Genomic DNA, 24,412 nt, shown 5'->3' on the forward strand with positions numbered 1-24,412 from the left:
CGCGGCCGGAAGGCGCTGATCACGCCGACGTCAGGTAGCGGGTGAACATCGCGACGAGCTCGTCCTCCAGGCGCTTCGGGTCGATGGGCTCGTGCTCCGCGATGACCTGGTGGACGACCAGTTCGATCGAGGCGTTGATGATCCGGGCGGCGGTGTCGACGTCGGAGACCCGCACCTCGGGATAGCGGCGCAGCAGCTCGCGGGCATAGGCGACCCGCGCGTCCTTGAACTGGTAGACCTTCTTCATCAGGTCCTGGGAGCGCGGCGCCTGCTCCACCATGATGCGCAGCAGTTGCGGGTCGTCCAGGTGGTTCGCGATGGCGGCCTGTACGAAGACGCGCATGACGCCTTCGATGGTGTCGGGCAGCTCCTCGGCCTGGCGGCGGGCGACCTCGGCCGCGCCGCTGTCGAAATGGCCGGCCATCAGCTCCAGGAGGATGGCGTCCTTGTTCGGATAGTACTGATACAGCGATCCGATCGACACGCGGGCCCGCTCGGCGATCCGGTTGGTGGTGCCGGCGGCGTAGCCGTACTCGGCGAAAACGTGAGCAGCCGCCTTGAGTATGCGCTGGCGGGTCAGCTCGGCGCGGGCCTGCCGTGGCTGTTTGCGCGGGTGAAGCCATTGCTTCTCCGACACCGCGGACCTCCTGCCGAAGAGTGCGAAAGCGAGTAGCGCAAGAACTGAATAATTGCTCATAATAGTGCCATGAGCAGGCAAAATGCGCCACTCGCCGAGCCCTGGCGGCGGCCCCGCGAGGTGTCCATGGAAGAGGTCCGTGCCCGGCTCGGCGAACCCGACGCGATGGTCGCGAACAAGATCCAAGATCGCATCGACGAGCACATCCGCCTCTTCATCGCGCACTCGCCCTTCCTGGCGATGGCCACCGCGGACGCCTCGGGCCGGGCCGACTGCTCGCCTCGCGGCGACTATCCGGGCTTCGTGAAGGTCCTCGACGAACACACGCTCGCGATCCCCGACCGGTCCGGCAACAAGATCGCCGACTCCTTCCGCAACCTCGCCGAGAACGACGGGATCGGGCTGCTGTTCCTCATTCCCGGCTCGCGGGAGAGTCTGCGCGTCAACGGCCGCGCTTATGCCACCGACGAGCCCGACGTGCTCGCCCGGATGCAGATCGAGGCCAGCGAGCCCGAACTGGCCCTCGTCGTCGACGTCGAGGAGGCCTACTTCCACTGCGGCCGCGCGCTCATCCGCTCCCGTCTGTGGGATCCCGCCAGTCAGGCACTCGCGGACGAGCTCCCGACGCTCGGTGAGGTGGCGGCGGCGCAGTTCGGGCTCGACATCGACCCGCGGCTCATCGAAGCGAGCCTCGAAGAGGACTACCGGAAACTCTATTGACCGAGACCCGAAGTGATCATCTTATGCAGCTCACCCTTCTCGACCGCATCGACCGGGTCGCCGAGGACGTCGTCGCCCTCACCCTGCGCGGCGCGACCGGTCCGCTGGCTCCATGGGAGCCGGGCGCGCACATCGACCTCGCCCTGCCGAACTGGCTGACCAGGCAATACTCCCTGTGCGGCGACCCGGCGGACCGCGGGCGCTACTGCATCGCGGTGCGCCACGAACGGCTCAGCCGAGGCGGCTCCGACTACATCCATCGTTATCTCCGGCCGGGCCGCACGCTGGAGGTGTCCCTGCCGCGCAACAACTTCCCGCTCGTCCCGGCTCCCGACTACCTCTTCCTGGCGGGCGGGATCGGCATCACCGCCATCCTGCCGATGCTGCGGGCGGCCGTCGACGAGGGCGCGTCCGGCACGATGGTCTACACCGGACGCACGTACGCCACCATGCCCTTCGCCGGCGACCTGCGCGACGCGTACGGCGAGCGGGTGACGATCGTCGCCACCGAGCGCGACAGGCGCCCCGACCTCGCCGCGCTCGGTGCCGGCCTCGGACCGGAGACCGTCGTGTACTGCTGCGGGCCGGCCTCGCTGCTCACCGCGTCCGAGGCCGTCTTTCCGGCCGAGCGGCTGCACACCGAGCGCTTCCGCCCGACGGCCAGGACGTTCGCGGCCAACACCGCGTTCGACGTGGTGTGCGCACGATCGGAACGGACCGTACGGGTACCCGAGGACGAGTCGCTGCTGGCCGCCCTGACCCACGCCGGCCTCCCCGTGCCCGCAGGCTGCCGGGAAGGCGTCTGCGGCAGCTGCGAGCTCACCGTCCTGGAGGGCGAGCCGGAGCATCGCGACGACATCGGCGCCGCGCCCGGTCGCATGTACGCCTGCGTGTCCCGCTCGCTGTCGCCCCGCCTCGTCATCGATCTGTGAGAGGCCGCGCTACGTCCGTCTCTGGGCTACTCGGCGAGCGCGTCAAGCGCAGGTCTTCTCCGGCGGGCTGCAGAACGTGATCTCGGGGTAGCTCGCCGAGGACTTGTCCAACAGGGGCTGAGGCTTGCCGCGCAGGTGCTGGTCGAAGAAGGCCGTGACGTACTTGCGGGTGATGCTCATGGCGCGGGCGCCGCGTATGTCGGCGCCGACATCGATGCCGGCTTGGTCGACCAGCACGCCCAGGTCGGTGAAGGACAGGTGTACGGCTCCGGACATCAGCAGCCAGCGCTTCCAGCCGGTCAGTCCCGCCCAGACGTGCTCCCACGAGGCGGCCCCACTCTTGCCCGGCGTGTAGGTCGCGGGTTTGCCCAGGAAGAGGAACGGTCGGGACAGCCCGGATGCGGGGACTGTGCTCTCCACGGTTCCGTCCATGTCGATGCCGGCGCGCAGCCGGGAATCCTCCAGCAGGGCCGTGACGGCGCTCGCGCCGCCGGCCGATTGACCGGCCATGGCGATCTTCGACGTATCGATCAGGCCGGCGCCTTTCCACTTCGGGTGCTTGCCGGTCAGCTGGTCGAGCACGAAAGACACGTCCGCGGCCCGGCTCTTCTCCAGCTTCGCCCACCAGCCCTGCCCCTTGGCGATCTCGCACGTGACACAGGTGGTGACCCGTCCGTCCGGGAAGGTCGTGGCGACGTTCTCGTAGGTGTGGTCGATGGCCGCCACCACGTACCCCCGGCTCGCCAGTTCCTCGGCGAGGCCCGTGAGCTCGCTGCGGGGCTTGCTGTGCCCGGGAGAGAGCACCACGAGGGGCAGGCTGTGCCTGCGCCCGGCGGGACGGGCGTCGGTGAAGGCGTTGGTGCGCGTCTTGCTCAGCGTGTCGGATGGGATGGTGGTGATCTTTCCGTCCTTGAGCAGCAGCTCGGACTCCTTCGCCGTCATGTACTGCGCTCGCTCGCGGCCTGGCGATTTGGCCGGATACCACAGCGAGACCATGAGTTCGCGGTACTTGACGGTGGGAACCCAGGGGTCGGGGCGCGAGGTGTCCTTCATGTACAGGGATGTGGTGCCGACCGGCCGGGAGCCGGTCGGCGCGGGCAGGAATGGTGTGACCGTCTGGGACGCCGCGGCCGGCAGGGCCTGGACGAGTCCGGTGGCGGCCAGGACGGTGACGAGCCCGGTGATGATGGCCAGCCGGCCACGACGCCGGGGTTCGCGCAGCTCGCCATGGCCGTCGTCCGGCGTGGCGCGGTTCGGGGAGTCGATCATGTGGACGGACTATACCCTGAGGATATATTCGCGGTGCATAAAGGAGCGAATCTGGCTCCTCAGCCCGTTCTCGGCGCTTCCCTCATGTGGCGACGTACCGGTCGCTCGTCTGCCCGCGCAGATGGCCGGGCGGCACGGCCCGCGCCCTGGTCACCGACGATGTGCTCGGGCCGCCCCGACTCCCTCGACCGCTTGGGGGAATAAAATCCAGATACGGGTGGCCGTATCCGGCGCTGGCGTGACCTCCGGTGCCGCCGTACGCTCACGTTCCGGCGACCACCCATCACGGAGGCAGCCATGACCGTACGCATGGAGCGAGAAGGCCAGGTCACAACCGTAATACTGAGCAGGCCGGAGGTCCGCAACGCGGTCGACCGCAAGACCGCCGACGCGTTGGTCGACGCGTTCAGGGCGTTCGAGGAGTCCGACGCCGCGGTGGCCGTGCTCTGGGGCGAGGGCGGCACGTTCTGCGCGGGCGCCGACCTGAAGACGCTCGACAATCACGTCGGCGAGGACGGCGACGGGCCGATGGGGCCGACCAGGATGCGCCTGTCCAAGCCGGTCATCGCCGCTGTCGCCGGGCACGCCGTCGCGGGCGGGCTGGAGCTGGCGCTCTGGTGCGACCTGCGGGTGGCCGAGGAGGACGCGGTCTTCGGGGTGTTCTGCCGCCGCTTCGGCGTGCCGCTCATCGACGGCGGCACCGTACGGCTCCCGCGGCTCATCGGCGCCTCCCGGGCCATGGACCTGATCCTCACCGGCCGTCCGGTCGGCGCCCGCGAGGCGTACGAGATGGGCCTGGCCAACCGCGTCGTCCCCACCGGCACGGCCAGGCGCCAGGCGGAGGAGCTGGCCCGCGAGATCGCCGGCTTCCCGCAGACCTGCCTGCGCGGCGACCGGCTGTCGGCGCTGGAGCAGGACGGGCTGCCCGAGCGGGAGGCGATGCGGAACGAGCTGCGCCACGGGCTGGTGTCCCTGCCCGACGCGGTCGGCGGCGCCGCCCGCTTCGCGGCGGGCGCGGGCCGCCACGGAGCCTTCTAGCGACCCCGGTTGTGGCCGGGCGGTCCGGCCGACTCGACCGGACCGAAGGCCGCGACGTCCCATCCCCGCGGTCACTACCCCAGCACGGGGAAGTTCGCGCGGATCACGCCGTGCGGGTCGCGGGCCCGCTTGAGGTCGCGCAGCCTGGCCAGCGTGCTCGCGGGAAAGACGGATGCGGCGCGTTCGCCCTGAGTCAGCATGGTGTACGTCTTACGTCCGCTCGTGTGCGGCACGAGCGCCTTCGTCAGGTCGGTGATGCGCTCGGCCGTGTCCGGCGACGGCCGGCCGAACATGTACACGGAGTACGGCTCGGCCAGGTGCCCCACGGCGCCGCCACCCTCGGCGGGCCGGGCCAGCGCCCCGCCCAGGTGCCGGACCTGCACGCTGATCAGCGGGTCGATCGGCGCGCCGAGCAGCACGTCCGCCACGCCCTCCAGCCCCGTGAGCAGCTCGAACCGGCCCGACCCCGGGCTGGGGTCCGTGGGCTCGGCGCAGATCGAGCCCAGCTCGGCCACCGGCGTCGGCCGCCGGGTGTCGCTGATCAGCCCGCCGATCCGGTCGAAGCGGCGCAACAGGGCGCCGGGGTGCTCGCCGAGGAAGGTGACGTCGACGGCGACGTACCCCACCGGAGCGCCGGGGAACTTCAGCAGGTCGAACCAGAGTGTCAGCTCCTCCGGCGCGTCGGCGGTGGTCTCGGCGAAGGCCTCGAACACCTCCCGAGCCCGCTCGACCGGCCACATCATCCGCCCGCCGAACAGCTCAGGGGCCGGGTTCAGGCCGAACTCCAGAGAGGTGACCAAGGCGAAGTCGCCGCCGCCGCCCCGCAACCCCCAGAACAGCTCCGGATCCGACTCCGCCGTCACCCTGACGCGGTCCCCGGCGGCGTCGACCGCCTCGAAGGCCCGCACGCTGTCGGCCGCGAAGCCGTACTTGCGCCCGAACCAGCTCAAACCACCCCCGAGCGTGTAGCCGGTCACGCTCACCACCGGCGAGCTGCCCGCCAGGCCCGTGAGGCCGAGCGGGCCCGCGGCCGCCAGCACCTCGCCCCACTTCACGCCCGCGCCGACCCGCGCGACGCCGTCCTCGACGCGCACGCCGCCCAGACGCGTGGTCTTGAGCAGGATCGTCCCGTCGGTGTCGCCGGAGGCGCCGTGGCCGCTCGGCTGGGCGGTGACCGCCAGGCCGTTGAGCCTCGCGTAGCTCACCACGGCGGCCACGTCGTCGGCGTCGGCCGCCTCGACCACCGCGCGCACCGGCTGGTCCACCGCCAGGTTCCAGGGCTTGCGGGCCGCGTCGAAGCCCGCGTCGCCGGGGAGCAGAAGGTTGCCGTTCACTTTGATGTCATTCATGGGACCAAGTGTGCGTTTTACCATTTGAGGGGGATTTGGGGTTGACTTGGGGTTTGTGGATGTCCGTCTGTTCGGCCGGCTTGAGGTCGACTCCGCCGATGGTGTTCGGCTCGATCTCGGCACGCGTAAGCAGCGGGCCGTGCTCGCCGTGCTGGCCCTCTCACCAGGGCGGGTGGTGCCGCTCGACCGGCTGATCGAGGAACTGTGGGCCGGGGAGGCGCCGGCCAAGGCGACGGCGACCCTCCAGGCGTACGTCTCCCACCTGCGCCGCGTGCTGGAACCTGACAGGAAGCCGCGTACGCCGCCCCGCCTGCTGCTCACCCGCGAGCCCGGCTACCTGCTCGACATCGCGCCGGGACAGGTCGACGCGGGCCGCTTCACCGCGCTGGCCGAGGACGGGCGGCGGGTGCTGCGAGGCGGCAGGTACGCCGAGGCGCTGGAGGTGCTCGACCGGGGGCTCGGGCTGTGGCGGGGTGAGCTGCTGGGGGAGTTCGCCGACCTGGAGTTCGCGCGGCGGGCCGTACACCGGCTGGAGGAGCTGCGGCTGGGGGCGGCCGAGGACCGGTTCGAGGCGCGGCTGGCACTCGGCGAGGCCGGGCTGCCGGATCTGGAGGCGCTGGTCGAGGCCCATCCCTACCGGGAGCGGGCCTGGGCGCTGCTGGTGCTGGCGCTCTACCGGGCGGGCCGGCAGGCGGACGCGCTCGGGGCGCTGCGCCGGGTCCGGTCGCTGCTGGACGGCGAGCTGGGCATCGAGCCGGGGCCGGAGCTGAAGCGGCTGGAACAGGCGGTGTTCGACCAGTCGCCCGACCTGATGACCCTCACCGCACCCGGCCTCACCGCCCCGACCGCCTTCACCACGCCGACCGCCTTCACCGCCCAGACCGCCTTCACTACGCACACTGCCGCTCGAAGCGGTGCGTCGGCGGACGACTCGGTCAGCGGCCGAGGCACGGCCGGTCAGCGGCTGATCGCGCGGGACGGACAGTTGCACCTGGTCGAGGAGCTGCTGGCCGAGGCCCGCCGGGGGAGGGGCGGCCTGCTGCTGGTGACCGGCGAGGCGGGCATCGGCAAGACGAGCCTGGCGCGCGCCGCCGCCGAGGTGGCCGCCGCGCGCGGCTTCCAGACGGCCTGGGGACGCTGCCTGGACGGCGAGACGGCCCCGCCCTTCTGGCCCTGGACCCAGACCGGGCTGATCCCCGCGCAACCGCAGGCCGAGCTGTTCGACCTGTACGACGGCGTGGTGTCGCGGCTGCGCGGCGGCCCGCTCCTGCTGGTGCTGGAGGACGTGCACTGGGCCGACGTCTCGTCGCTGCGGCTGCTCGGCCACGTCGCCGGTGAGCTCGCCCGTACCTCCACACTCGTCCTGGTCACGCTCAGGCCCGAGCCTGGCGACCACCCCGAGCAGCTGCGCGAGACGCTGGGCGCGCTGGCGCGGGAGAGCCACCGGGTGCCGCTGGCGCCGTTTGACGCCGGCGAGGTGCTCGACTACCTGCGCCTGCGCCACGTGGACGCGGATCCGGTGGCGATGCTCGACCGCTCGGGCGGCAACCCGTTCTACCTGACCGAGCTGCTCCTGCTGCCGGAGAGCGAGCGGGACCTGGTCCCGGCCGGTGCCCGCGACGTCATCGACCGGCGGCTCGCCCGGCTGCCCGCCGCCACGCAGGACCTGCTCAGAGCCGCCGCGGTGGCCGGCCGCGAGGTGACCGTCGACCTGCTGGCCGCGCTCACCGAGCGGCCGATCGAGGAGGTCATGACCCTCGCCGAGCCCGCCGTCGCCGTCGGCCTGCTGACCGAGGACGCGCGGCCCGCCGACTACCGCTTCTCGCACGCCCTGGTACGCCAGGCGCTGGACGCGGGCCTCACCCGGCTGGCCAGAGCCCGGCTGCACCTGAGGGCCGGTACGTACCTGGAGACCCTGCCCGGCGCCGACCCCGCCCAGCTCGCCGGCCACTTCGCCGCGGCCGCGAAGCTGGGCGGCGCCGAGCGGGCGGTGGCCTATGCTGTCGCCGCGGCGCGGGAGGCGGTGGCCCGTCACGGCTACACCGAGTCGGTCACGTTCTGGGAGCTGGCGGTCGCGCACTTGCCGCCCGGCGACTCGGCCGACCGCTGCCACCTGCTGACCGAGCTCGGCCAGGCTCGACGTACCGTGGGCGACGCCGACGGCGCCATGCACGACCTGACGGAGGCGATCGCGGCGGCCAAGCGGCTCGGCGACCGCGACGCGCTGGTGACGGCGGTATCGGCGTTCGGCGGGCTGTCGGTGTGGAACTGGCGGCCGTACGGCGTGGTGGACGAGCAGATGGTGTCGGTCCTGGAGGACCTGCTGGCGGGCCCGCTCGACGACCACGCCAGGGCCACGCTGCTGGGCACGCTCGGCGTCGAACTCCACTACGGCCCGCGCCGCGCCGAGGGCGAACTACTCGCCGCGGACGCCGTGGAGCTGGCCCGCGCGCTGGGCGACCCGGCACTGCTGGCCAGGACGCTGAACAACTATCTGATCGCCGGGTTCGTCATGGGGAACAACCCCGCCCGGCTGCGCGCCGCCGACGAGATGCTGGCTATTCCAGGGCTGACCAGGGAGGCCCGGTTGGTGGCCGGCGGCCTGCGAATGTCCTGCCTGCTCCGCGCGGGGGACCTGGCCGAGTGGGAGCGCGAGCTCGCCCGCTGCGAGCGGGTCCTGGAGGAGGTACGCCGCCCCGAGCTGGAAGCCATGGTCCGGGTCGCGCAGACGGGCGGACACACCCTGCACGGCCGCTGGGCCGAGGCGGAGGCGCTGGTGGCCGACTTCCCGGACCTCAAGTACGGTGCCAGCCCGTGGGGCGCGGAGGCCCGCCGACTGGCCACGCTCTACACGTGCAGACGCGGCCAGGGCCGGGTGGCCGAGATCATCGACGACCTCATCGCCGCGAGCGACCTCCCGCAGATGACCCCGATGCGGCCGCTCGCCATCCTGGCCGCCCTCGACGTGGGCAAGGAGGAACTGGCCAGGGCGCTGATCGCGCGGTGGGGCACGGAGCTGCGGGACGACTGGTCGGGGGGTTTCCTGTTCCCGATCTGGGGCCTCATCGCCGCCCGGCTCGGCACACCTGACCCGGAGGAGCTGTACGAGCGGCTGCTGCCGGTAGCCGACCAGTTCATCGTCATGGGCATGGGCAGCGGTGCCTGGGGCTCGGTCCGCGACGTCCTCGCGGCGCTGGCCCTACGGCTGGGCCGTACCGGGGAGGCGGACGAGCACCGGCGGGTGGCGATCGCCACGTACCGGCGGCTCGGACTCGCCTTCTGGGAGGCGAGGAGCCGAGCCTGATCTGTCGGGGGCGCCACGTATCGTGACCCTCATGCCTGACATCGAGGTCGCAGGGCGTGAAGTCCGCGTCACCAATCCCGACAAGGTGGTGTTCCCCGCCAGCGGGCACACCAAGCTCGACCTGATCCGCTACTACCAGGCGGTCGGTGAGGGCGCGCTGCGCGGCGTCCGCGGGCGGCCGATGGTGCTCAAGCGGTTCGTGCACGGCATCGAGGAGGAGGCGTTCTTCCAGAAGCGCGCGCCCGCCAAGCGGCCCGACTGGATCCAGGTGGCCGAGCTCCGCTACCGCTCCGGGCGCAGCGCCGAGGAGGTCGTCGCGACGGAGACGGCCCACATCGTGTGGGCGGTCAACCTGGGGTGCGTCGACCTCAACCCGCACCCGGTGCTGGCCGCCGACCTGGCCCACCCCGACGAACTGCGCATCGACCTCGATCCGGTGCCGGGCGTGCGCTGGGGCGACGTGCTGCGCACGGCGCAGGTCTCCCGCGAGGTGCTGGCCGACCACGGACTGACCGCCTGGCCGAAGACGTCGGGATCACGAGGTTTTCATGTGTACGCCCGCATCGAGCCGCGCTGGACCTTCGCCGAGGTGCGCCGGGCGGCCGAGGCGGTGGCCCGGGAGGTCGAGCGGCGCGCCCCCGAGGTGGCCACCAGCCGGTGGTGGAAGGAGCAGCGGCACGGCGTGTTCGTCGACTACAACCAGAACGCCTATGACCGTACGGTCGCCTCCGCCTACTCGGTCAGACCGGTCGCCGACGCCCGCGTCTCCACGCCGCTGACCTGGGACGAGGTGCCGGGCTGCCGGCCGGGCGACCACACGATCGACACGGTCCCCAAGAGGTTCGCCGAGCTGGGCGACCCGTGGGCGGACATGGACCTGCACGCGGGCGGCCTGGAGTCGTTGCTGGAGCTGGCCGAGTCGCAGGGGCCCGCCCCCGAGCGCGAGGATCTTCCCGTCGTCGAGATCGCCAGGGCGCAGCACAAGGACGAGGCGCTGGCGGGGTTCGAGCGGTGGAAGGCCAGGCACACCGAGGTGGCCGGCCACCTCCAGCCCGCCGATGTGCTCGTCGATGGCATGCGTGGGCGCAGCAGCGTGTGGTACCGCATCCGGGTCAACCTCCAGCACGTCCCGGAGGCCCAGCGACCCGCCCAGGAGCCGCTGGAGGTCGACTACGACCCCTGGACCATTTAAGGCGGGTCAGGCGCGGGTCGGGCGCTCGTAGCCGTCGTCTCCGCCGTAGACGTGCGCGTTCGGGTCGAGGTCCGGCTGGGTGGCCGGGCTGGTCGGCGAGGCGGTGTGCTCGACGGCGAAGTCGTCCGACGGCTCGGGCGGTGCGGGGAAGAGGTGGTCGTGCCAGGTGATCCGCCCCAGTGGCGTGGCGTCCGTGGTGTGCCAGCCGGCCCGCTGGGCGGCCCACCTGCCGCCTGGATAGCGCACCGGCAGTAGCAGACGGCGCAGCCTCTTGGCCTGCAGCCAGAGTCTGACCACCGCGTCCATGCCGATCACCTCGGGCCCGCCATATTCGATCACGCCCCGCTCGGGACCGGCGGCGACCAAATCGGTCAGATACCCGGCGACCTCGGAGCGGTCCACCGGCTGCCAGGGGAGCGTGCGGTCCACCGGGATCGCGGGGTAGGAGGCGGTCAGCTCCCGGAGCAGCTGGTCGAGGTGCTGGTGGAAGGTGGTGGAGCGGAGGATCGTCCAGCCGATCCCGCTCTCCCTGATCAGCCGCTCGGCTTCGAGCTTGTCCTCGAGATACCCGGTCGCGGCCTGGTCGGCGCCGACGATCGAGGTGAACACCAGGTGAGGCACCCCGGCCTCCCTGGCCGCGTCGAGCAGCACCGCGGTGCCCGCGACGTCGACGGAGCCGGCCCGGTGCCCCTTGCGGGCGAAGGTGGCGAGATGGATGATCGCGTCGACGTCCCGCACGGCGCTGTAGACGCCTTTGCCCCCAGTCAGGTCACCCCATACCCATTCGACGTCCCGGCCCGAGTGCGCCTGGCGGCTCAACGCTCGCACCGTGTGACCCGTCCTGAGGAGTGTGGGCACCACGGCCTTGCCCAGCGTGCCGGTTGCCCCCGTGACCAGAATGTGCATTCCCCGCCCCTACCCGCAGCCTGGGAATTCTCCCGAAATGACACCGAAATTCAGCGCATGCTTGGTCAAAGGGTCTGCCTACCCCGGTCGGGGGTAGGGCCGGGGTCATGGCACGTATAGCAGCGGAATCCCTGGTAGAGCGGCTCGCCGAGTGGGGCGTCGACACCGTCTTCGGCATGCCGGGCGACGGCATCAACGGCATCATGGAGGGCCTGCGACGCCATCGCGACAAGGTGCGCTTCGTCCTGGTCCACCACGAGGAGGCCGCCGCCTTCATGGCCACGGGCTACGCCAAGGCGACGGGAAAGATCGGCGTCTGCCTGGCCACCTCGGGCCCCGGCGGCATCCACCTGCTCAACGGGCTCTATGACGCCAAGCTCGACCACGCTCCCGTGCTGGCCATCACCGGGATGCAGGAGAGCTCCGTGCTGGGCACCGCCTACCAGCAGGAGGTGCAGCTGGATCGGCTGTACGCGGACGTGGCCGAGTACAACATGATGATCACCAATCCGGCCCAGCTGTCGGCGCTGGTGGACGTGGCGATCCGCACCGCGTACGCGCGGCGCGGGGTCGCCCACCTCACGTTGCCCAACGACCTGCAGGTGGCCGACGCGGACGCCGACCCCTGGCAGCACGTGGCGCCCGCCAGGACCCCGCAGACGGCGCCCGTCTACTTGGCGCCCGCCGGGATCCCCCGCCAGGAGGACATCCAGCTGGCGGCCGAGGTGCTCAACACGGCCGAACGGCCCGCCATCCTGGTCGGGGCGGGCGCGCTGCACGCCAGGGATGAGGTGCTGGCGGTCGCCGAGACGCTCGGCGCGCCAGTGGTCAAGACGCTGCCCGGCAAGGCGGTGGTCCCCGACGAATCGCCGTACACGACGGGCGGGATCGGGCTGCTCGGCACCCGCCCCAGCGAGGACCTGATGGAGGAGGCCGACGTCCTGCTCATGGTGGGCACCAACTTCCCCTACTCCAAGTTCCTGCCGGAGCCGGGAGGGACGCGGGTCGTGCAGCTGGAGGCCGACCCCGCCAGGGCCGGGGCGCGGATCGCCACCGACGTGCCGGTGGTGTGCGACGCCAAGGAGGGACTGCGTGCCCTCCTGCCGCTGCTCTCCGCCCGCGACGGGAACTCCCATCTGGCGAAATATCAGAAGAAAATGGTCAAGTGGCGTGCGGACATGGACGCGCAGGAGAACGCCGACCGCGACCCCATCGCGCCCCAGTACGTGGTGTCGGTCCTCGACGACCTGGCCGCCGACGACGCCATCATGACCTGCGACAGCGGCACGATCGCCACCTGGGCCGCCCGGCACTGGACGATCCGCGGCGGGCGCGCGTTCTACCTGTCGGGCAACTTGGCCTCCATGGCGCCCGGCCTGCCGTACGCGAACGCCATGCAGCACGCCTACCCGGGCCGGCAGGTGATCGCGTACGTCGGCGACGGCGGGTTCGCCATGCTCATGGCCGAATTCCTCACCGCCGCCCAGCAGCGTCTGCCGGTCAAGGTCGTCATCAACAACAACCGCTCACTCGGCCAGATCCTGTGGGAGCAGATGGTCCTCGGCTACCCCGAGCACGGCGTGCGCTTCCCCGAGCCGGCGGGCGACTTCGCCGGCTGGGCCCGGGGTTGCGGCGGGTTCGGGGTCAAGGTCACCAAGGCGGGCGACCTCGTGTCCGCGGTCCAGGAGGCGCTGGCCTACGACGGGCCCGCGCTGGTGGACGTGGAGGTGAACCCGAACGAGCCGCCGCTGCCCGCCAAGGTCTCCTACGACCAGGCCAAGAGCTTCGCCCAGGCGTTCATCAAGGGCCAGCCGCACCGGGCCGCCATCGCCACCACCCTGTTCAAGGACCGGATCCAGCGGCTCGGCGACTAGCCAGGCGCCCGGTGATCAGCCGCCTGCGCCGCGTGGGCAGCGGCTCGCCGACTAGTCGGCGGCTCGGCGCTTGGCCAGGTGCTCCTCGATCCGCTCGGTGCCCCACCAGCCGGTCGCCAGCACGATCCGGTAGCGGCGGGCGATCGTCTGGCCGCGCGCCAGCTCGAACTCCTGGTGAAAGGCCCATGAGGGGTTGACGGCGGCGAACGGGCCACTGCGCACGAACCAGTGCGACTCCGGCCCCGGCTCCGGTACGAAGATCAGCGTGGACGACCGGTCCACCTCGTCGTGCCGCCCCTGGAAGGCCAGCCAGCGGGCCCGCTGCCCCATCATCTCCTCGCCGCCCATCCCGTCGGGGCCGAGCACCTCGCCGCCGGTGAACGAGCGCGGGCCGCGCCAGAACAGGCCGCTGTATCCGGCGAGCGGGCGGCCGTGCGTGGTGGGGCTGCCGAAACGCAGCGGCTCCTCGCGCAGGCCGGTGAGGGTCGTGTGCCAGACCAGCTCCCAGGAGCCGTTCGCCGGGTCGACCGCCTCGACGGTGAGCTCGCGCCGCTCCTCCACCCAGGGCTCGCCGCGCGAGCTGCGCCAGGTCAGCTGCCCCGACAGGCCGTCTTCGCGTACGTCGAGGGTGTCGTGGCGCATCGTGCCGTTGTTGTCCAGGTCGATGTAGCGCTTCTCCTCGCGGACGAAGGTGCCGCCGCCCCAGAAGTTCTGGCCGGACACGTGCGAGGCGGTCAGCTGCAGGCCCTTGTGCCAGCGGTGGTCGTGCGGCCGGTAGGAGGTCACCACGTCACCGGCCAGCGTACGCATCGGGTGGATGTACGGCTTGGGCGCCTCGAACGGCTGCGGGTCGGGCTCGTGGACGTAGCGCATCAGCTCCACGCCGTGCGCCTCGAAGACGATCGCGCTCATGAGGGGCTCCATCCGGGGGTGTCGCCGTGCAGGCTGCGGTAGAAGGGATCGCCGGGGCCCACCTCGCCCGCGTGTACCGTACCGCCGGTCAGCGCCGCCTTGTACATGGCGGTGATCAGCTCCAGCGACCGGCGTCCGTCCCGCCCGCTGGCCCGCGGCCGCCGGCCCGCGCGCAGGTCCGTCACCAGGGCCCGTAGCTGCTTCAGGTGGGAGGTGGGCTCGTCCTCGGCGGGCGGCCACTCGATCGGGCCGGCGTGCTCGGCCGGGGTGCAGGTCCAGTCGTCGTTGGTGTAGCCGTACAGGTGGGTCAGCTCCAGCGTGGCGTCGGCGAGGTCGATGCGTATGTGGCTGACCTGCCGCGGCGACAGCACGCTGTTGACCACCGTGGCCAGGGCGCCGGACTCGAAGCGGACCAGCGCGGTCGTGACGTCGTCGGTCTCGACGTCACGCGCCAGCCTGGCCGCCATGGCGCGTACCTCGCTCCACTCGCCCAGCAGCTCCAGCAGCAGGTCGAGCTGGTGGATGCCGTGGCCCATCGCCGGGCCGCCGCCCTCGGTCTCCCAGCGCCCGCGCCACGGCACCGCGTAGTAGGCGTCGTCGCGGTACCAGGTGGTCTGGCAGTGCGCGACGTACGGGGTGCCGAGCGCGCCCTTCTCGATCAGCCGCCGCAGGTGCTGCGCGCCGGAGCCGAACCGCTGCTGGAACACGATCGCCGCGTACGGCCCGCCCTCCTGCTCGGCCGCGACCATGGCGTCGTACTCGGCCAGCGACAGGCACGGCGGCTTCTCGCACCACACCCACGCGCCCGCGCGCAGCGCGGCGGCCACCTGGGCGGCGTGCAGGGAGGGCGGGCTGCAGACGTCGACCAGGTCGGGGCGTACCTCGGCGAGCATGCCTTCGAGGTCGTCCGAGGCGTACGGCACGCCGAACCGGTCGGCGAACGCCTGGGCCAGCTCGGCGGTCGCGTCCACGACGGCGACCACCTCGATGTCGTCAGACAACTCCTGGAAGGCGGGCATGTGCGCGAAGCTCGCGATCGCGCCGCCGCCGACGATGGCGACGCGCAGGGGGGACGGCACGGGCGACCTCCTTTGGAGACCTTTGGAAAGCGCTTACCGGAGCACGTTATGGCCCACGGGCAGTTCTGGGCAAGGGCTACGGCGTGGCGGCGCACGCTCTGGCGATACCGTTCGCGGCGGTCAGCAGGGGCTCGACCAGCCGGGGGAGCTCGCGGGCGCGCCTGGAGGACAGCACGATGCCGAGCGCGGCGATGGCCCGGCCGTCGACGAGGACCGGGGCCGCGGCCGAGCAGGAGCCGAGCGTCATCTCCTCGTACGTCAGCGCGTACCCCTGGGCGCGTACGGTGGCCAGCTCGCGCGCCAGCCGCCCCGGCTCGGTGATCGTGTGCGGGGTCGGCCGTTCGAGCACGCGGTCCAGGTACGACCGGACGAACCACTCGGGCTCGTAGGCGAGCAGGGCCTTGCCGACGCCCGTCGGATGCATGGGCAGCCGCCCGCCCGTCCTGGACACGATCGGCACGGCCCGCCGTCCGGCCACCTTGTCCACGTACAGGACCTCCAGTCCGTCTCGGACGGCCAGGTGCACGTTCTCGCCGGTGCTCGCGAACAGCTCCTGCAGCCACGGATGGGCCAGGTCCTGGAGCTTGGCGGGGGCGAGCTGGCCGAGCTCCCACAGCCGCAGCCCGATGCGGAGCCGGCCGTCGGGCGCGCGGCTCAGCGCCTGCCACTCCTCCAGCTCGCCGACCAGCCGGTGCACCGTGCTCAGCGGTACGCCGCTGCGCCTGGCCAGGTCGGTCAGCGTGAGCTGCGGGTGCCCGGAGTCGAACGCGCCCAGGATGGCGAGCACCTTGGACGTCACCGTCCGTCCCTGGGATCCGCCTGACATACCGCAAATCCTGCACAATTCTTCCGCTCAGTGGAAGGGTCAGCTCGAACAATCGGTGCCCGAAGCACGATGCTTCCCTCATGCGCACTCAGGTAGGGATCATCGGGGCGGGGCCCGCCGGTCTGCTGCTGTCCCACCTGCTCCACCTGCGCGGCATCTCCTCCGTGGTGCTGGAGAAGCGCGGTCGCGCGTACGTGGAGCGCCGTGTGCGCGCCGGCGTGCTGGAGCAGGGGACGGTGGACACGCTGGTCGAGGCGGGCGTCGGCGCGCGGCTGCTGCGCGAGGGCCTGCCGCACCGGGGCATCGAGCTCAGGTACGGCGGGCAGGGCCACCGCATCGCCTTCGAGAAGCTGGTGCCCGGCCGGTCCATCACCGTGTACGGCCAGCAGGAGGTGGTCAAGGACCTGATCGCCGCCAGGCTGGAGGCGGGCGGCGACGTGCGGTTCGAGATCGAGGACGTGGCCGTGCATGCGCTGGAGGCCGAGCCGTACCTGACGTTCGGCGGCGAACGGCTCGACTGCGACGTGATCGCCGGTTGCGACGGCTTCCACGGCGTGTCCAGGCCGTCCATCCCGCCGGGCGTTCTGCGGCTGTTCGAGCGGGACTATCCCTTCGCCTGGCTCGGCATCCTGGCCCGGGTGGCGCCCTCGTCCGATGAGCTCATCTACGCCAGGACCGAACGCGGCTTCGCCTTGCACAGCATGCGCTCGCCCACGGTCAGCCGCTTCTACCTGCAGGTTCCGCCCGACGCCACCGTGGCGGAATGGCCGGATGAGCGGATCTGGGCCGAGCTGAAGACGCGGCTGGAGACCGTACCCGGCTTCGTCCTGGACACCGGCGAGATCTTCGACAAGGGCGTCACGCCGATGCGGGCCTTCGTCGCCGAGCCCATGCAGTACGGCCGCCTCTACCTCGCCGGCGACGCCGCCCACATCGTGCCGCCCACCGGCGCGAAGGGGCTGAACCTCGCTGTGGCCGACGTACGCGTCCTGACCGAGGCGCTGCACCGGTTCTTCTCCACCGGCTCGGCCGACCTGCTCGACGCCTACTCCGAGTCCTGCCTGAAGCGGGTCTGGCGGGCCCAGCACTTCTCCTGGTGGATGACGACCCTGCTGCACACGTTCGACTCCGACGACGACTACGGGCGGCGGCTGCAGCTGTCCTACCTGGACTACGTGACCTCCTCCGAGGCGGCCGCCACGACGCTGGCGGAGAACTACGTGGGGCTTCCATGATCAACTTTGAAGGGCGGCCATGACCCATCCTCCTTACCTGAGCCCCGGCTACCGCAGCACGATCCTGCGCGCGCCCGCGCGGCCACCGGTGGCGTTCAGGAGCGATCCCGACGCGATCGAGCTGACCGGCCCGGTCTTCGGCCAGGACGAGGTCGGCGCGCTCGACTCCGACCTGACCAGACAGCACGCCGGGGAGCCGCTCGGCGAGCGCATCTCCGTCACGGGCCGCATCCTGGACTCCGCCGGAAAACCGGTCCGCGGCACGCTGGTGGAGCTCTGGCAGGCCAACGCCGCCGGCCGCTACGCCCACGAACGCGACCAGCACCCAGCCCCCCTCGACCCGAACTTCACCGGCGCCGGCCGCTGCCTCACCGACGAGGACGGCCGCTACCGGTTCGTCACGATCAAGCCCGGCGCCTACCCCTGGCGCAACCACCACAACGCGTGGCGGCCGGCGCACCTGCACTTCTCCGTGTTCGGGCGGGCCTTCACCGAGCGGCTCGTCACGCAGATGTACTTCCCCGGCGACCCGCTGATGCCCTTCGACCCGATCCTCCAGTCGATCCCCGACGAACCGGCCAGGCAACGGCTCGTCTCGGCCTTCTCCATGGACCTGACCGAGCCCGAATGGTCGCTGGGCTACTCCTTCGACATCGTGCTGGGCCGAACCCCGATGGAGTCGTCATGAACCTCACGCCCTCCCAGGAGGGAGCCTTCATGAAGCTCACGCCCTCGCAGACCGTGGGGCCGTTCTTCAGCCATGCGCTGCCGTACCCGCACGACTGGGAGCTGGTGCCTCCCGGACACGCGGGCGCGATCATGCTGACCGGCCGCGTCCTGGACGGCGCCGGTGAGCCGGTGCCGGACGCGCTGCTGGAACTCTGGCTGGGCCGCACCGGCGACCGCGGCGCGCTGCTGCGGGGCGATGGGGAAGTGTCCGGCTTCGGGCGTTGCGCTACGGATCCGGATGGTTCGTTTCGCTTCCGTACGGCGCGGCCTGAGGGGGCGTACCTGTCGTTGCAGGTGTTCGCGCGGGGGTTGCTGCGGTCGTTGCTGACCCGCGTCTACCTGGAGGATCTGCCTGATCCGCTGCTGGACGGCTTGGAGCCGGAACGGCGGGGGACACTGATCGCGACGGGGTCGGGGGACCGGTACCGGTTCGACGTGCGGCTCCAGGGGGATGGGGAGACGGTGTTCCTTGACTTCTGACGGGACTGCCGGCGGGGCTGCTGCGGACAGCGGGCTGCTGGCGCCGGTGCGGGCGGGCACCCGGGTGGAGGCGGTGACGTCGGACGCGGCCTGGCTGCGCGCCATGCTGGACGCCGAGGCGGCGCTGGCCCGTGCGCAGGGGCGCGCCGGGCTGATCCCCAGTGCGGCGGCCGCCCTGATCGACCGGGTGGCCTCGGGGTTCACGGCGGACCTACCGGACCTCGCCCAGCGAGCCAGACAGGCCGCCAACCCCGTCGTCCCCTTGGTCGCCGACCTGCGCAAAGCCGTCAGCGCAGCCGGGGCCTCCGAAACTGCCGTCACCGCCGCCGAAACCAGCACCTCCTCCGAAGCCCCCGCCTCCTCCGGGAGCGTCGGGGCGGCGGTGTTCGTCCACCGGGGAGCCACCAGCCAGGACATCTGTGACACGGCCGCGATGCTGGTCGCCGCGCGTGCCATCAGCCTGATCGTGGCGGATCTGGACGCGGCCATGGACGTGCTCGCCGGGCTGGCGGAGCGGCATCGCGACACGCTGATGGCGGCTCGCACGCTGGGCCAGCAGGCGGTCCCGACGACGTTCGGGCTCAAGGCGGCGGGCTGGCTGACCGGCCTCCTGCATGCCCGCGACCGGCTGAGCGCGCTACGCCTGCCCGCCCAGCTCGGCGGCGCGGCGGGCACTCTAGCCGCCCTCGTCGAAGGCGCCCGCACCGAACCAGGCCGCGCCGCCGATGCTGAGCCCGGTGGTGGCGAGAGTGCGCAGGTGCGGGTGCTTCGGTTGGTCGAGCTGTATGCCGAGGAGCTCGGGCTGGTCGCTCCGCTCGCGCCGTGGCATGCCGAGCGGTCCGTGGTCGGCGAGTTGGGCGCGGCCCTGGCCGGTGCGGCGGGCGCGCTCGGCAAGGTGGCGACCGACGTGATCCTCATGGCCCAGACCGAGGTCGGCGAGGTGGCCGAGTCGTCCCGGGGCAACTCCTCGGCCATGCCGCAGAAGCGCAACCCGGCTCTGTCGGTGCTGATCCGGTCGGCGGCGCTCCAGGTGCCCGCGTACGCCCAACTGCTGGGACAGGCGGGGGAGCACGAGCGGGCCGCGGGCGCCTGGCAGGCGGAGTGGTCGCCGCTGCGCGAATGCCTCCGCTTGACCGGCGGCGCCGCGGAGACGGCCGCCGAGCTGGTCGCCGGGCTCCAGGTGTTCCCGGAAAGGATGCGGGACAACGCCTGTCTGACCGGCGGGCGCATCGTGTCGGAACGGCTCGCGGTCCACCTCGGCCGCGACGCGCTCGACGAGGCGCTGAGCCGTCCGGGCCCGCTGGAGGGACCCGAGGAACTGCTCGACCCCGAGGGCTACCTGGGCGCCGCGCCGGAACTCGTCGATCGTCTCCTGGCCGACTACCGCGAGCGTCGCGTCCCCTCCGACTACCGCAAGCGCAGCGTCCCGGCCGAACACCGCGAGCGCCGCGTCCCGGACGACTACCGGAAGTGATCGTGAGCATGAAGCTGCATCACCGCGTCGACGGGCCCGCCGGCGCGCCGTTGCTGGTTCTCGGGCCGTCGCTTGGCACCACGCTCGACATCTGGCAGCCGCAGCTGAGCGCGCTCACCCAGTCGTGGCGAGTGCTCCGGTACGACCTGCCGGGCCATGGCGGCTCGGCTCCCGCCACCTCCGGCCTGACGATCGACGACCTGGCGCGGGCCGTACTGGACCTGGTGGACGAGACGGAGGACGCGCAGGACGGAGAGTTCGCGGTCGGTGGCATCTCCCTCGGCGGCGCGATTGCCACCGCGATCGCGGCCGGTCAGCAGCAATCCGGTCGGCAGCAGGCCGGTCGGCGGGGGCGGGTACGGAGTCTGGTGCTGTGCTGTACGTCGGCGCGGTTCGGGGAGCCGGGTCCGTGGCTGGAGCGGGCGGCGCTGGTACGTGCCTCCGGCGTGACCCAGCTCGCCCCGGTGCTGGCGGCCCGCTGGTTCACCGCCGGCTACGACGGCCGTTGGGTGACGGACATGCTGGAACGCGTGGACGCCGAGTCGTACGCGGCCTGCTGCACCGCCATCGCGTCCTGCGACCTGACCGGACGCCTGGCCGCCATCACCGCCCCCACGCTGATCGTCGCGGGGGCCGACGATCCGGCCACGCCCTTGGACCAGGCTCTCACGCTGGCTCAAGGCATCCCCGGGGCGCTCTTGCGCGTGGTGCCCGGCGCGGCCCACCTGGCGAGTGTGGAGCGGGCCGACACCGTCACATCCGCGATCGTCGGCCATCTGGGCGGTCACTCCGGTCACGCGGCCGGGATGCGTACCAGGCGTGAGGTGCTCGGCGACGCCCACGTGGACCGGGCCGTCGCCGCCACCACCGGCTTCACCCGCGACTTCCAGCACCTCATCACCCGCTACGCCTGGGACGAGATCTGGAACCGGCCCGGCCTCGACCGCCGTACCCGCAGCTGTGTCACCCTGACCGCGCTGGTCGCCCGCGGCCACCTGGACGAGCTGGCCATGCACGTGCGCGCGGCCCTGCGCAACGGCCTGACCCCCGACGAGATCGGCGAGGTGCTCCTGCAGACGGCGATCTACTGCGGGGTCCCGGCCGCCAACGCCGCCTTCGCCGTCGCCCAGCGCGTCCTGGCGGAAGTCCAGGCAGAAGAAGACTGATCCCACGCTCGATGTCCCGGCTGCAACGGATTTGCAACGTCGGTTGGCAGCATCTTGAGCGGATTGTTCGGCTCAAGGAAGGGACCGATCTCATGCCCAAATTGACCCCGGAGCAGGCCGACCGGATCGTGGCCGGCTGGCGGAGCGGCACGCAGCTCGTCGAAGGATGGGACAACCCGGCTGGCCCGCTGTTCGCCAGCGGTGAGTACGCGGAAGCGGACATCACCCTCGAATCCATCCTCGCCGCGTCGGGCTGCAACCCGCCTCCCCCTCCGCTCACCGAGGGCGGCTGCGGCACCGCCTGCAGCGCCTCCGCCGGGCGCTTGTGCTGCTGACCTGACATGGGGGAATACACCGTAAGCGACACCGTGCTGGACCGCCTGCTCGAACCTTCACTGGAGCGACTGGCGGCCCGGCTCGGGTCCGTCGCGGGCCTGGCGGAAACGGAGCGCCGGGCCGTACTCACGGGCGCCGCCACGGCGCTGCTGAACACCGTGCGCATGAGGACCAACCGGGTGCTGCTCCTGGAGCTGAACGCGGCCAGGATCACCGGCAGGCTCACGGGCGCCGACCCGGAGGCCAGGTGGCGGGATTGGGAGTCCCAGGCGGCGAACCCGGAGTTCTGGGAGTCGCTGGGCGGCCACTACCCGACCCTGCTCCCACGCCTGCGACGGCTGATCGGCCACAGGTGCGCGGCGGCGATGAGCCTGGCCTGCCGCTTCGCCGCCGACCGCCCGCTGCTCACGACACTGCTCCGGCCGCTCGAGGGGGGCGAGCCGGGGCAGGCCAAGGGGGGCGATCCGGGGGAGCTGGTGAGCGTCGAGTTCGGCGCGGGCGACAGCCATCGCGGCGGGCAGAGCGTGGCGATCCTGACCTGTGCCGCGGGCAAGGTCGTCTACAAGCCGCGATCCGTCGCCGTGGACCTGGCCGCGGCGCGGCTGCTGAGCCGGTTGCTGGCCGACGAGCCCGCCGACACCCGGATCAGGGTCCCCGACGTGGTGAGCGGCGACGGCTACGGCTGGGCCGAGCACGTCGCCCATCGGTACTGCGCCGACGACGAGGAAATGCGCTGTTTCTACCGCAACCTCGGGCACTGGCTGGCCGTGATGCGGCTGATCGGCGGCACCGACCTGCACGCCGAGAACCTGATCGCCGCAGGACCGATCCCGACCGTCGTGGACTGCGAGACGCTGTTCACGCCCCAGCCGCCTACGCGCGTCTCCGGCTACGGGCTCGCGGCGGACCGGGCGGGGGCGCTGATCGGCGGTTCGGTGCTGGGCACCGGGCTGCTGCCGGGCCGGGGGCTGGCGCTCGGCTGGCGCGGCGTCGACATGTCCGCCATCGGCTCACTGCCCGGCCAGCAGCCGGTCACGGAGCTGCCGGTCATTCTCGGTGTCGGCACCGACGAGGCGCGGATCGGCCTCGCGCCCGTACGCGTCCCGCTCTCGCTCAACCACCCGAGCCCGGAGCCCGTGCTGAGCAAGCACTGGGACCTGGTGGTGGACGGGTTCACCCGGCTGACCGGGCGGCTCAGGAAGCTCGACGAGGGCGGCGAGCTGGCGGGGTGGCTCGGGGAGTTCGCCGACCTGCCGATCCGGGTCGTACTCAGGTCCACCGAGAGCTACGCCGAGCTGCAGCGGATGCTCTGGCACCCGCACTCGCTGCACGACGAGCCCGCCGCCCGGCGGCGCGCGGCGGACCTGCTGGCCAGGCAGGCGGCCAACGCGCCCGGCCGGCCGGACGACCCCGAGGTGATCGAGGCGGAGGTCGAGGAGCTGCTGGACGGCGACGTGCCGTTCTTCGCCACCACGCCACGTCGTGGCCGGCTCACCGGGCCGCGCGGCACCCAGTGGGGTCCCGCCCAGGACCTGATCGCCGGGACGCTGGACCGGTGGCGGTCGGCCGACCTCGCGCTGGAGCACCAGGTGATCCAGTCCGCCCTGGTCAGCGCGTACCTGAACGAGGGCGGCGTACCCGACCAACGGCGCCTGCTCCCGGCCGTACTGAACACCGACGACCTGGACCGCAGGCGGCGGGCGCTGGCGGCCGACATCATGCGATCGCTGTCCGACGCCGCCGTACGCGCCGAGGACGGCACCGTCACCTGGATCGCGCCGGTGCTCAACCCGACCGGATGGGCGGTGCTGCCGCTCGGCCTCGACATGTACGGCGGCGCGGCCGGCATCGCCGTGCTGCTGGCGGGCTACCTGCGTGAGATGGAGGCGGGACGGGCCGACCCGGTTCCGGACGTCGGGCAACTGCTGGCCGACGTGCTGCGCACCGTGCGGATGGCGGAGGAGCAGTGGGCCAAGGACCGGGCCGAGATCAAGACGCGCCGGCCCGCGCCCGCCGGCGGCTACCTCGGGCTCGCCTCACGGATCTGGGGCTGGCTGCTGCTGGTACGCCTCGGCGTGATCGAGCCGGCCGAGGCGTTCTCGCGGTCGGCCAACCTCGTCCGCGAGCTGCCCGCCGCGCTGGACTCCGACCCGTCGCTCGACCTGGTGCGCGGCATGGCGGGCGCGGTGGTGCCCCTGCTGCGGCTCCACGAGAGCGCGGGCAACGCCGACGCGGGGGACCTGGCCAGGACGATCGGCCGCAAACTGGTGTCGGCGGCACAGGTACGCGGCGACACCGCGTGCTGGACGATCGACGGCTTCCCCGACGGCATCGGCGGCCTGGCGCACGGGGCGACCGGCATCGGCTGGGCGCTGTCCCGGCTGGCGGCGGCCACCGGCGACACCGACTGCGCGAGCGTCGCCGAGGCCGCCTTCGCCTACGAGGAGACCCTGTACGTCCCCGAGACCGGCAGCTGGCGCGACCTGCGCGGCCCGGACCAGATCGGGGCGGCGTGGTGCCACGGGTCCGTCGGGATCGCGGTCGTGGCGGCCGACCAGCTCATGGAGGGCCGCGGCGACCCGGAACGGCTGCGTGACCTGCTGCGGCGCGCGGCGCAGTCCAGCCAGGCCGACGGCATCGGCTGGAACCACACCCTGTGCCACGGCGACTTCGGGGCCTGGGAGGTGCTGGACCTCGCCGTCACCGCGGGGCTCGGCGCGGGCGGACTGGACCGGCCCCGGCTGGAGGCCCACCTGCTCGGCAGCGTCGAGGAGCATGGGCCGGTCAGTGGGTTCGCCAGGGACGCGTTCGTTCCGGGGCTGATGCCGGGGCTCGGCGGAGTCGCGTACCAGTTGCTCCGTATGCATCCCGAATGCCCACTGCCCTCGGTGCTCCTGCCCGACCCCGGCCCGGTCTCCAGCACAGTGAAGCCGTCTTGAGCGCGTCCGCCGATG

General features: G+C 72.1%; 20 protein-coding genes. 13 read left to right on the forward strand and 7 right to left on the reverse strand.

Annotated elements, in window-relative coordinates; all coding sequences use genetic code 11:
- Positions 1 to 19: 19 nt before the first annotated feature.
- Complete coding sequence (locus ACGFJ2_RS03480; protein ID WP_393464221.1) at positions 20 to 637, reverse strand: TetR/AcrR family transcriptional regulator; 618 nt, start codon at positions 635 to 637, stop codon at positions 20 to 22.
- 69 nt (positions 638 to 706) lie between these two features.
- Here ACGFJ2_RS03480 and ACGFJ2_RS03485 point away from each other — a divergent pair, with 69 nt between their 5' ends.
- Both ACGFJ2_RS03485 and ACGFJ2_RS03490 read left to right on the forward strand, forming a co-directional pair.
- On the forward strand, positions 707 to 1,357 hold the full coding sequence (locus tag ACGFJ2_RS03485; protein WP_357951241.1) for an MSMEG_1061 family FMN-dependent PPOX-type flavoprotein: 651 nt from the start codon (positions 707 to 709) through the stop codon (positions 1,355 to 1,357).
- Between the two features lie 23 nt (positions 1,358 to 1,380).
- Positions 1,381 to 2,289: a PDR/VanB family oxidoreductase gene (locus ACGFJ2_RS03490; protein ID WP_393464224.1), complete on the forward strand. Its 909-nt coding sequence runs from the start codon at positions 1,381 to 1,383 to the stop codon at positions 2,287 to 2,289.
- 42 nt (positions 2,290 to 2,331) lie between these two features.
- On the opposite strand, the gene ACGFJ2_RS03495 is transcribed toward ACGFJ2_RS03490, so the two are convergent.
- Positions 2,332 to 3,558, reverse strand: coding sequence for an alpha/beta hydrolase family protein (locus ACGFJ2_RS03495; protein ID WP_393464226.1), 1,227 nt, complete (start codon positions 3,556 to 3,558; stop codon positions 2,332 to 2,334).
- 297 nt (positions 3,559 to 3,855) lie between these two features.
- Between ACGFJ2_RS03495 and ACGFJ2_RS03500 the strand changes: the two genes are divergently transcribed.
- A complete protein-coding gene (locus tag ACGFJ2_RS03500; RefSeq protein WP_393464229.1) occupies positions 3,856 to 4,596 on the forward strand; it encodes a crotonase/enoyl-CoA hydratase family protein in 741 nt (246 codons plus the stop codon).
- Between the two features lie 74 nt (positions 4,597 to 4,670).
- Here the strand turns inward: ACGFJ2_RS03500 and ACGFJ2_RS03505 are convergent, their stop codons facing one another.
- Positions 4,671 to 5,945 (reverse strand): FAD-binding oxidoreductase, encoded by a 1,275-nt coding sequence (locus tag ACGFJ2_RS03505; RefSeq protein WP_393464232.1) that lies wholly within the window; start codon positions 5,943 to 5,945, stop codon positions 4,671 to 4,673.
- Positions 5,946 to 6,000: 55 nt separating this feature from the next.
- Between ACGFJ2_RS03505 and ACGFJ2_RS03510 the strand changes: the two genes are divergently transcribed.
- Together ACGFJ2_RS03510 and ligD are read left to right on the forward strand one after the other, a co-directional pair.
- Complete coding sequence (locus tag ACGFJ2_RS03510) at positions 6,001 to 9,249, forward strand: BTAD domain-containing putative transcriptional regulator (RefSeq protein WP_393464235.1); 3,249 nt, start codon at positions 6,001 to 6,003, stop codon at positions 9,247 to 9,249.
- Positions 9,250 to 9,280: 31 nt separating this feature from the next.
- Positions 9,281 to 10,441 (forward strand): non-homologous end-joining DNA ligase, encoded by a 1,161-nt coding sequence (gene ligD, locus ACGFJ2_RS03515; protein WP_357951253.1) that lies wholly within the window; start codon positions 9,281 to 9,283, stop codon positions 10,439 to 10,441.
- A gap of 6 nt (positions 10,442 to 10,447) precedes the next feature.
- Here ligD and ACGFJ2_RS03520 read toward each other — a convergent pair whose 3' ends face one another.
- Positions 10,448 to 11,347, reverse strand: a complete 900-nt coding sequence (locus tag ACGFJ2_RS03520) for an NAD(P)H-binding protein (protein ID WP_357951255.1) — start codon at positions 11,345 to 11,347, stop codon at positions 10,448 to 10,450.
- A 107-nt stretch (positions 11,348 to 11,454) separates the two neighbouring features.
- Between ACGFJ2_RS03520 and ACGFJ2_RS03525 the strand changes: the two genes are divergently transcribed.
- On the forward strand, positions 11,455 to 13,221 hold the full coding sequence (locus ACGFJ2_RS03525; protein WP_393464238.1) for a thiamine pyrophosphate-binding protein: 1,767 nt from the start codon (positions 11,455 to 11,457) through the stop codon (positions 13,219 to 13,221).
- Positions 13,222 to 13,272: 51 nt separating this feature from the next.
- On the opposite strand, the gene ACGFJ2_RS03530 is transcribed toward ACGFJ2_RS03525, so the two are convergent.
- The 3 genes from ACGFJ2_RS03530 to ACGFJ2_RS03540 all read right to left on the reverse strand — a co-directional run bounded on the left by ACGFJ2_RS03530 (position 13,273) and on the right by ACGFJ2_RS03540 (position 16,038).
- Positions 13,273 to 14,133 carry a PmoA family protein gene (locus tag ACGFJ2_RS03530; RefSeq protein ID WP_357951259.1) on the reverse strand — a complete coding sequence of 287 codons (861 nt, stop codon included), beginning with the start codon at positions 14,131 to 14,133 and terminating at the stop codon, positions 13,273 to 13,275.
- Complete coding sequence (locus ACGFJ2_RS03535; protein WP_358182992.1) at positions 14,130 to 15,212, reverse strand: Gfo/Idh/MocA family oxidoreductase; 1,083 nt, start codon at positions 15,210 to 15,212, stop codon at positions 14,130 to 14,132. The genes ACGFJ2_RS03530 and ACGFJ2_RS03535 overlap by 4 nt, the downstream gene beginning before the upstream one ends.
- A gap of 76 nt (positions 15,213 to 15,288) precedes the next feature.
- On the reverse strand, positions 15,289 to 16,038 hold the full coding sequence (locus ACGFJ2_RS03540) for an IclR family transcriptional regulator (protein WP_357951262.1): 750 nt from the start codon (positions 16,036 to 16,038) through the stop codon (positions 15,289 to 15,291).
- An 80-nt stretch (positions 16,039 to 16,118) separates the two neighbouring features.
- Here ACGFJ2_RS03540 and ACGFJ2_RS03545 point away from each other — a divergent pair, with 80 nt between their 5' ends.
- The 7 genes from ACGFJ2_RS03545 (at position 16,119) to ACGFJ2_RS03575 (ending at position 24,397) form a co-directional block, all read left to right on the forward strand.
- Positions 16,119 to 17,273, forward strand: a complete 1,155-nt coding sequence (locus ACGFJ2_RS03545) for a 4-hydroxybenzoate 3-monooxygenase (RefSeq protein ID WP_393464242.1) — start codon at positions 16,119 to 16,121, stop codon at positions 17,271 to 17,273.
- Between the two features lie 19 nt (positions 17,274 to 17,292).
- Positions 17,293 to 17,961, forward strand: a complete 669-nt coding sequence (gene pcaH, locus ACGFJ2_RS03550; RefSeq protein ID WP_393464244.1) for a protocatechuate 3,4-dioxygenase subunit beta — start codon at positions 17,293 to 17,295, stop codon at positions 17,959 to 17,961.
- The gene (locus ACGFJ2_RS03555; protein ID WP_357951266.1) at positions 17,958 to 18,482 is read left to right on the forward strand and encodes a protocatechuate 3,4-dioxygenase subunit alpha; all 525 of its coding nucleotides are present in this window, start codon (positions 17,958 to 17,960) and stop codon (positions 18,480 to 18,482) included. The genes pcaH and ACGFJ2_RS03555 overlap by 4 nt, the downstream gene beginning before the upstream one ends.
- Positions 18,472 to 19,956, forward strand: coding sequence for a lyase family protein (locus ACGFJ2_RS03560; protein ID WP_393464247.1), 1,485 nt, complete (start codon positions 18,472 to 18,474; stop codon positions 19,954 to 19,956). The genes ACGFJ2_RS03555 and ACGFJ2_RS03560 overlap by 11 nt, the downstream gene beginning before the upstream one ends.
- 8 nt (positions 19,957 to 19,964) lie before the next feature.
- A complete protein-coding gene (pcaC, locus tag ACGFJ2_RS03565; RefSeq protein WP_393465285.1) occupies positions 19,965 to 21,122 on the forward strand; it encodes a 4-carboxymuconolactone decarboxylase in 1,158 nt (385 codons plus the stop codon).
- A 92-nt stretch (positions 21,123 to 21,214) separates the two neighbouring features.
- Positions 21,215 to 21,457, forward strand: coding sequence for a DUF6229 family protein (locus ACGFJ2_RS03570; protein ID WP_357951270.1), 243 nt, complete (start codon positions 21,215 to 21,217; stop codon positions 21,455 to 21,457).
- A 6-nt stretch (positions 21,458 to 21,463) separates the two neighbouring features.
- Positions 21,464 to 24,397: a type 2 lanthipeptide synthetase LanM family protein gene (locus ACGFJ2_RS03575; RefSeq protein WP_393464250.1), complete on the forward strand. Its 2,934-nt coding sequence runs from the start codon at positions 21,464 to 21,466 to the stop codon at positions 24,395 to 24,397.
- Positions 24,398 to 24,412 lie beyond the last annotated feature (15 nt).

Source organism: Nonomuraea sp. NPDC049028 (assembly GCF_043197735.1).
In the GTDB taxonomy this organism is placed as follows: domain Bacteria; phylum Actinomycetota; class Actinomycetes; order Streptosporangiales; family Streptosporangiaceae; genus Nonomuraea.

What these genes read in the sequence shown, in the direction of transcription:
- ACGFJ2_RS03570 (WP_357951270.1), top strand. Translation starts at nt 21,215, where the DNA reads ATGCCCAAATTGACCCCGGAGCAGGCCGACCGGATCGTGGCCGGCTGG.
- ligD (WP_357951253.1), top strand. Translation starts at nt 9,281, where the DNA reads ATGCCTGACATCGAGGTCGCAGGGCGTGAAGTCCGCGTCACCAATCCC.
- ACGFJ2_RS03575 (WP_393464250.1), top strand. Translation starts at nt 21,464, where the DNA reads ATGGGGGAATACACCGTAAGCGACACCGTGCTGGACCGCCTGCTCGAA.
- ACGFJ2_RS03530 (WP_357951259.1), bottom strand. Translation starts at nt 14,133, where the DNA reads ATGAGCGCGATCGTCTTCGAGGCGCACGGCGTGGAGCTGATGCGCTAC.
- ACGFJ2_RS03520 (WP_357951255.1), bottom strand. Translation starts at nt 11,347, where the DNA reads ATGCACATTCTGGTCACGGGGGCAACCGGCACGCTGGGCAAGGCCGTG.
- ACGFJ2_RS03485 (WP_357951241.1), top strand. Translation starts at nt 707, where the DNA reads ATGAGCAGGCAAAATGCGCCACTCGCCGAGCCCTGGCGGCGGCCCCGC.
- ACGFJ2_RS03495 (WP_393464226.1), bottom strand. Translation starts at nt 3,558, where the DNA reads ATGATCGACTCCCCGAACCGCGCCACGCCGGACGACGGCCATGGCGAG.
- ACGFJ2_RS03505 (WP_393464232.1), bottom strand. Translation starts at nt 5,945, where the DNA reads ATGAATGACATCAAAGTGAACGGCAACCTTCTGCTCCCCGGCGACGCG.
- ACGFJ2_RS03545 (WP_393464242.1), top strand. Translation starts at nt 16,119, where the DNA reads ATGCGCACTCAGGTAGGGATCATCGGGGCGGGGCCCGCCGGTCTGCTG.
- ACGFJ2_RS03500 (WP_393464229.1), top strand. Translation starts at nt 3,856, where the DNA reads ATGACCGTACGCATGGAGCGAGAAGGCCAGGTCACAACCGTAATACTG.
- ACGFJ2_RS03555 (WP_357951266.1), top strand. Translation starts at nt 17,958, where the DNA reads ATGAACCTCACGCCCTCCCAGGAGGGAGCCTTCATGAAGCTCACGCCC.
- ACGFJ2_RS03490 (WP_393464224.1), top strand. Translation starts at nt 1,381, where the DNA reads ATGCAGCTCACCCTTCTCGACCGCATCGACCGGGTCGCCGAGGACGTC.
- pcaC (WP_393465285.1), top strand. Translation starts at nt 19,965, where the DNA reads ATGAAGCTGCATCACCGCGTCGACGGGCCCGCCGGCGCGCCGTTGCTG.
- pcaH (WP_393464244.1), top strand. Translation starts at nt 17,293, where the DNA reads ATGACCCATCCTCCTTACCTGAGCCCCGGCTACCGCAGCACGATCCTG.
- ACGFJ2_RS03525 (WP_393464238.1), top strand. Translation starts at nt 11,455, where the DNA reads ATGGCACGTATAGCAGCGGAATCCCTGGTAGAGCGGCTCGCCGAGTGG.
- ACGFJ2_RS03540 (WP_357951262.1), bottom strand. Translation starts at nt 16,038, where the DNA reads ATGTCAGGCGGATCCCAGGGACGGACGGTGACGTCCAAGGTGCTCGCC.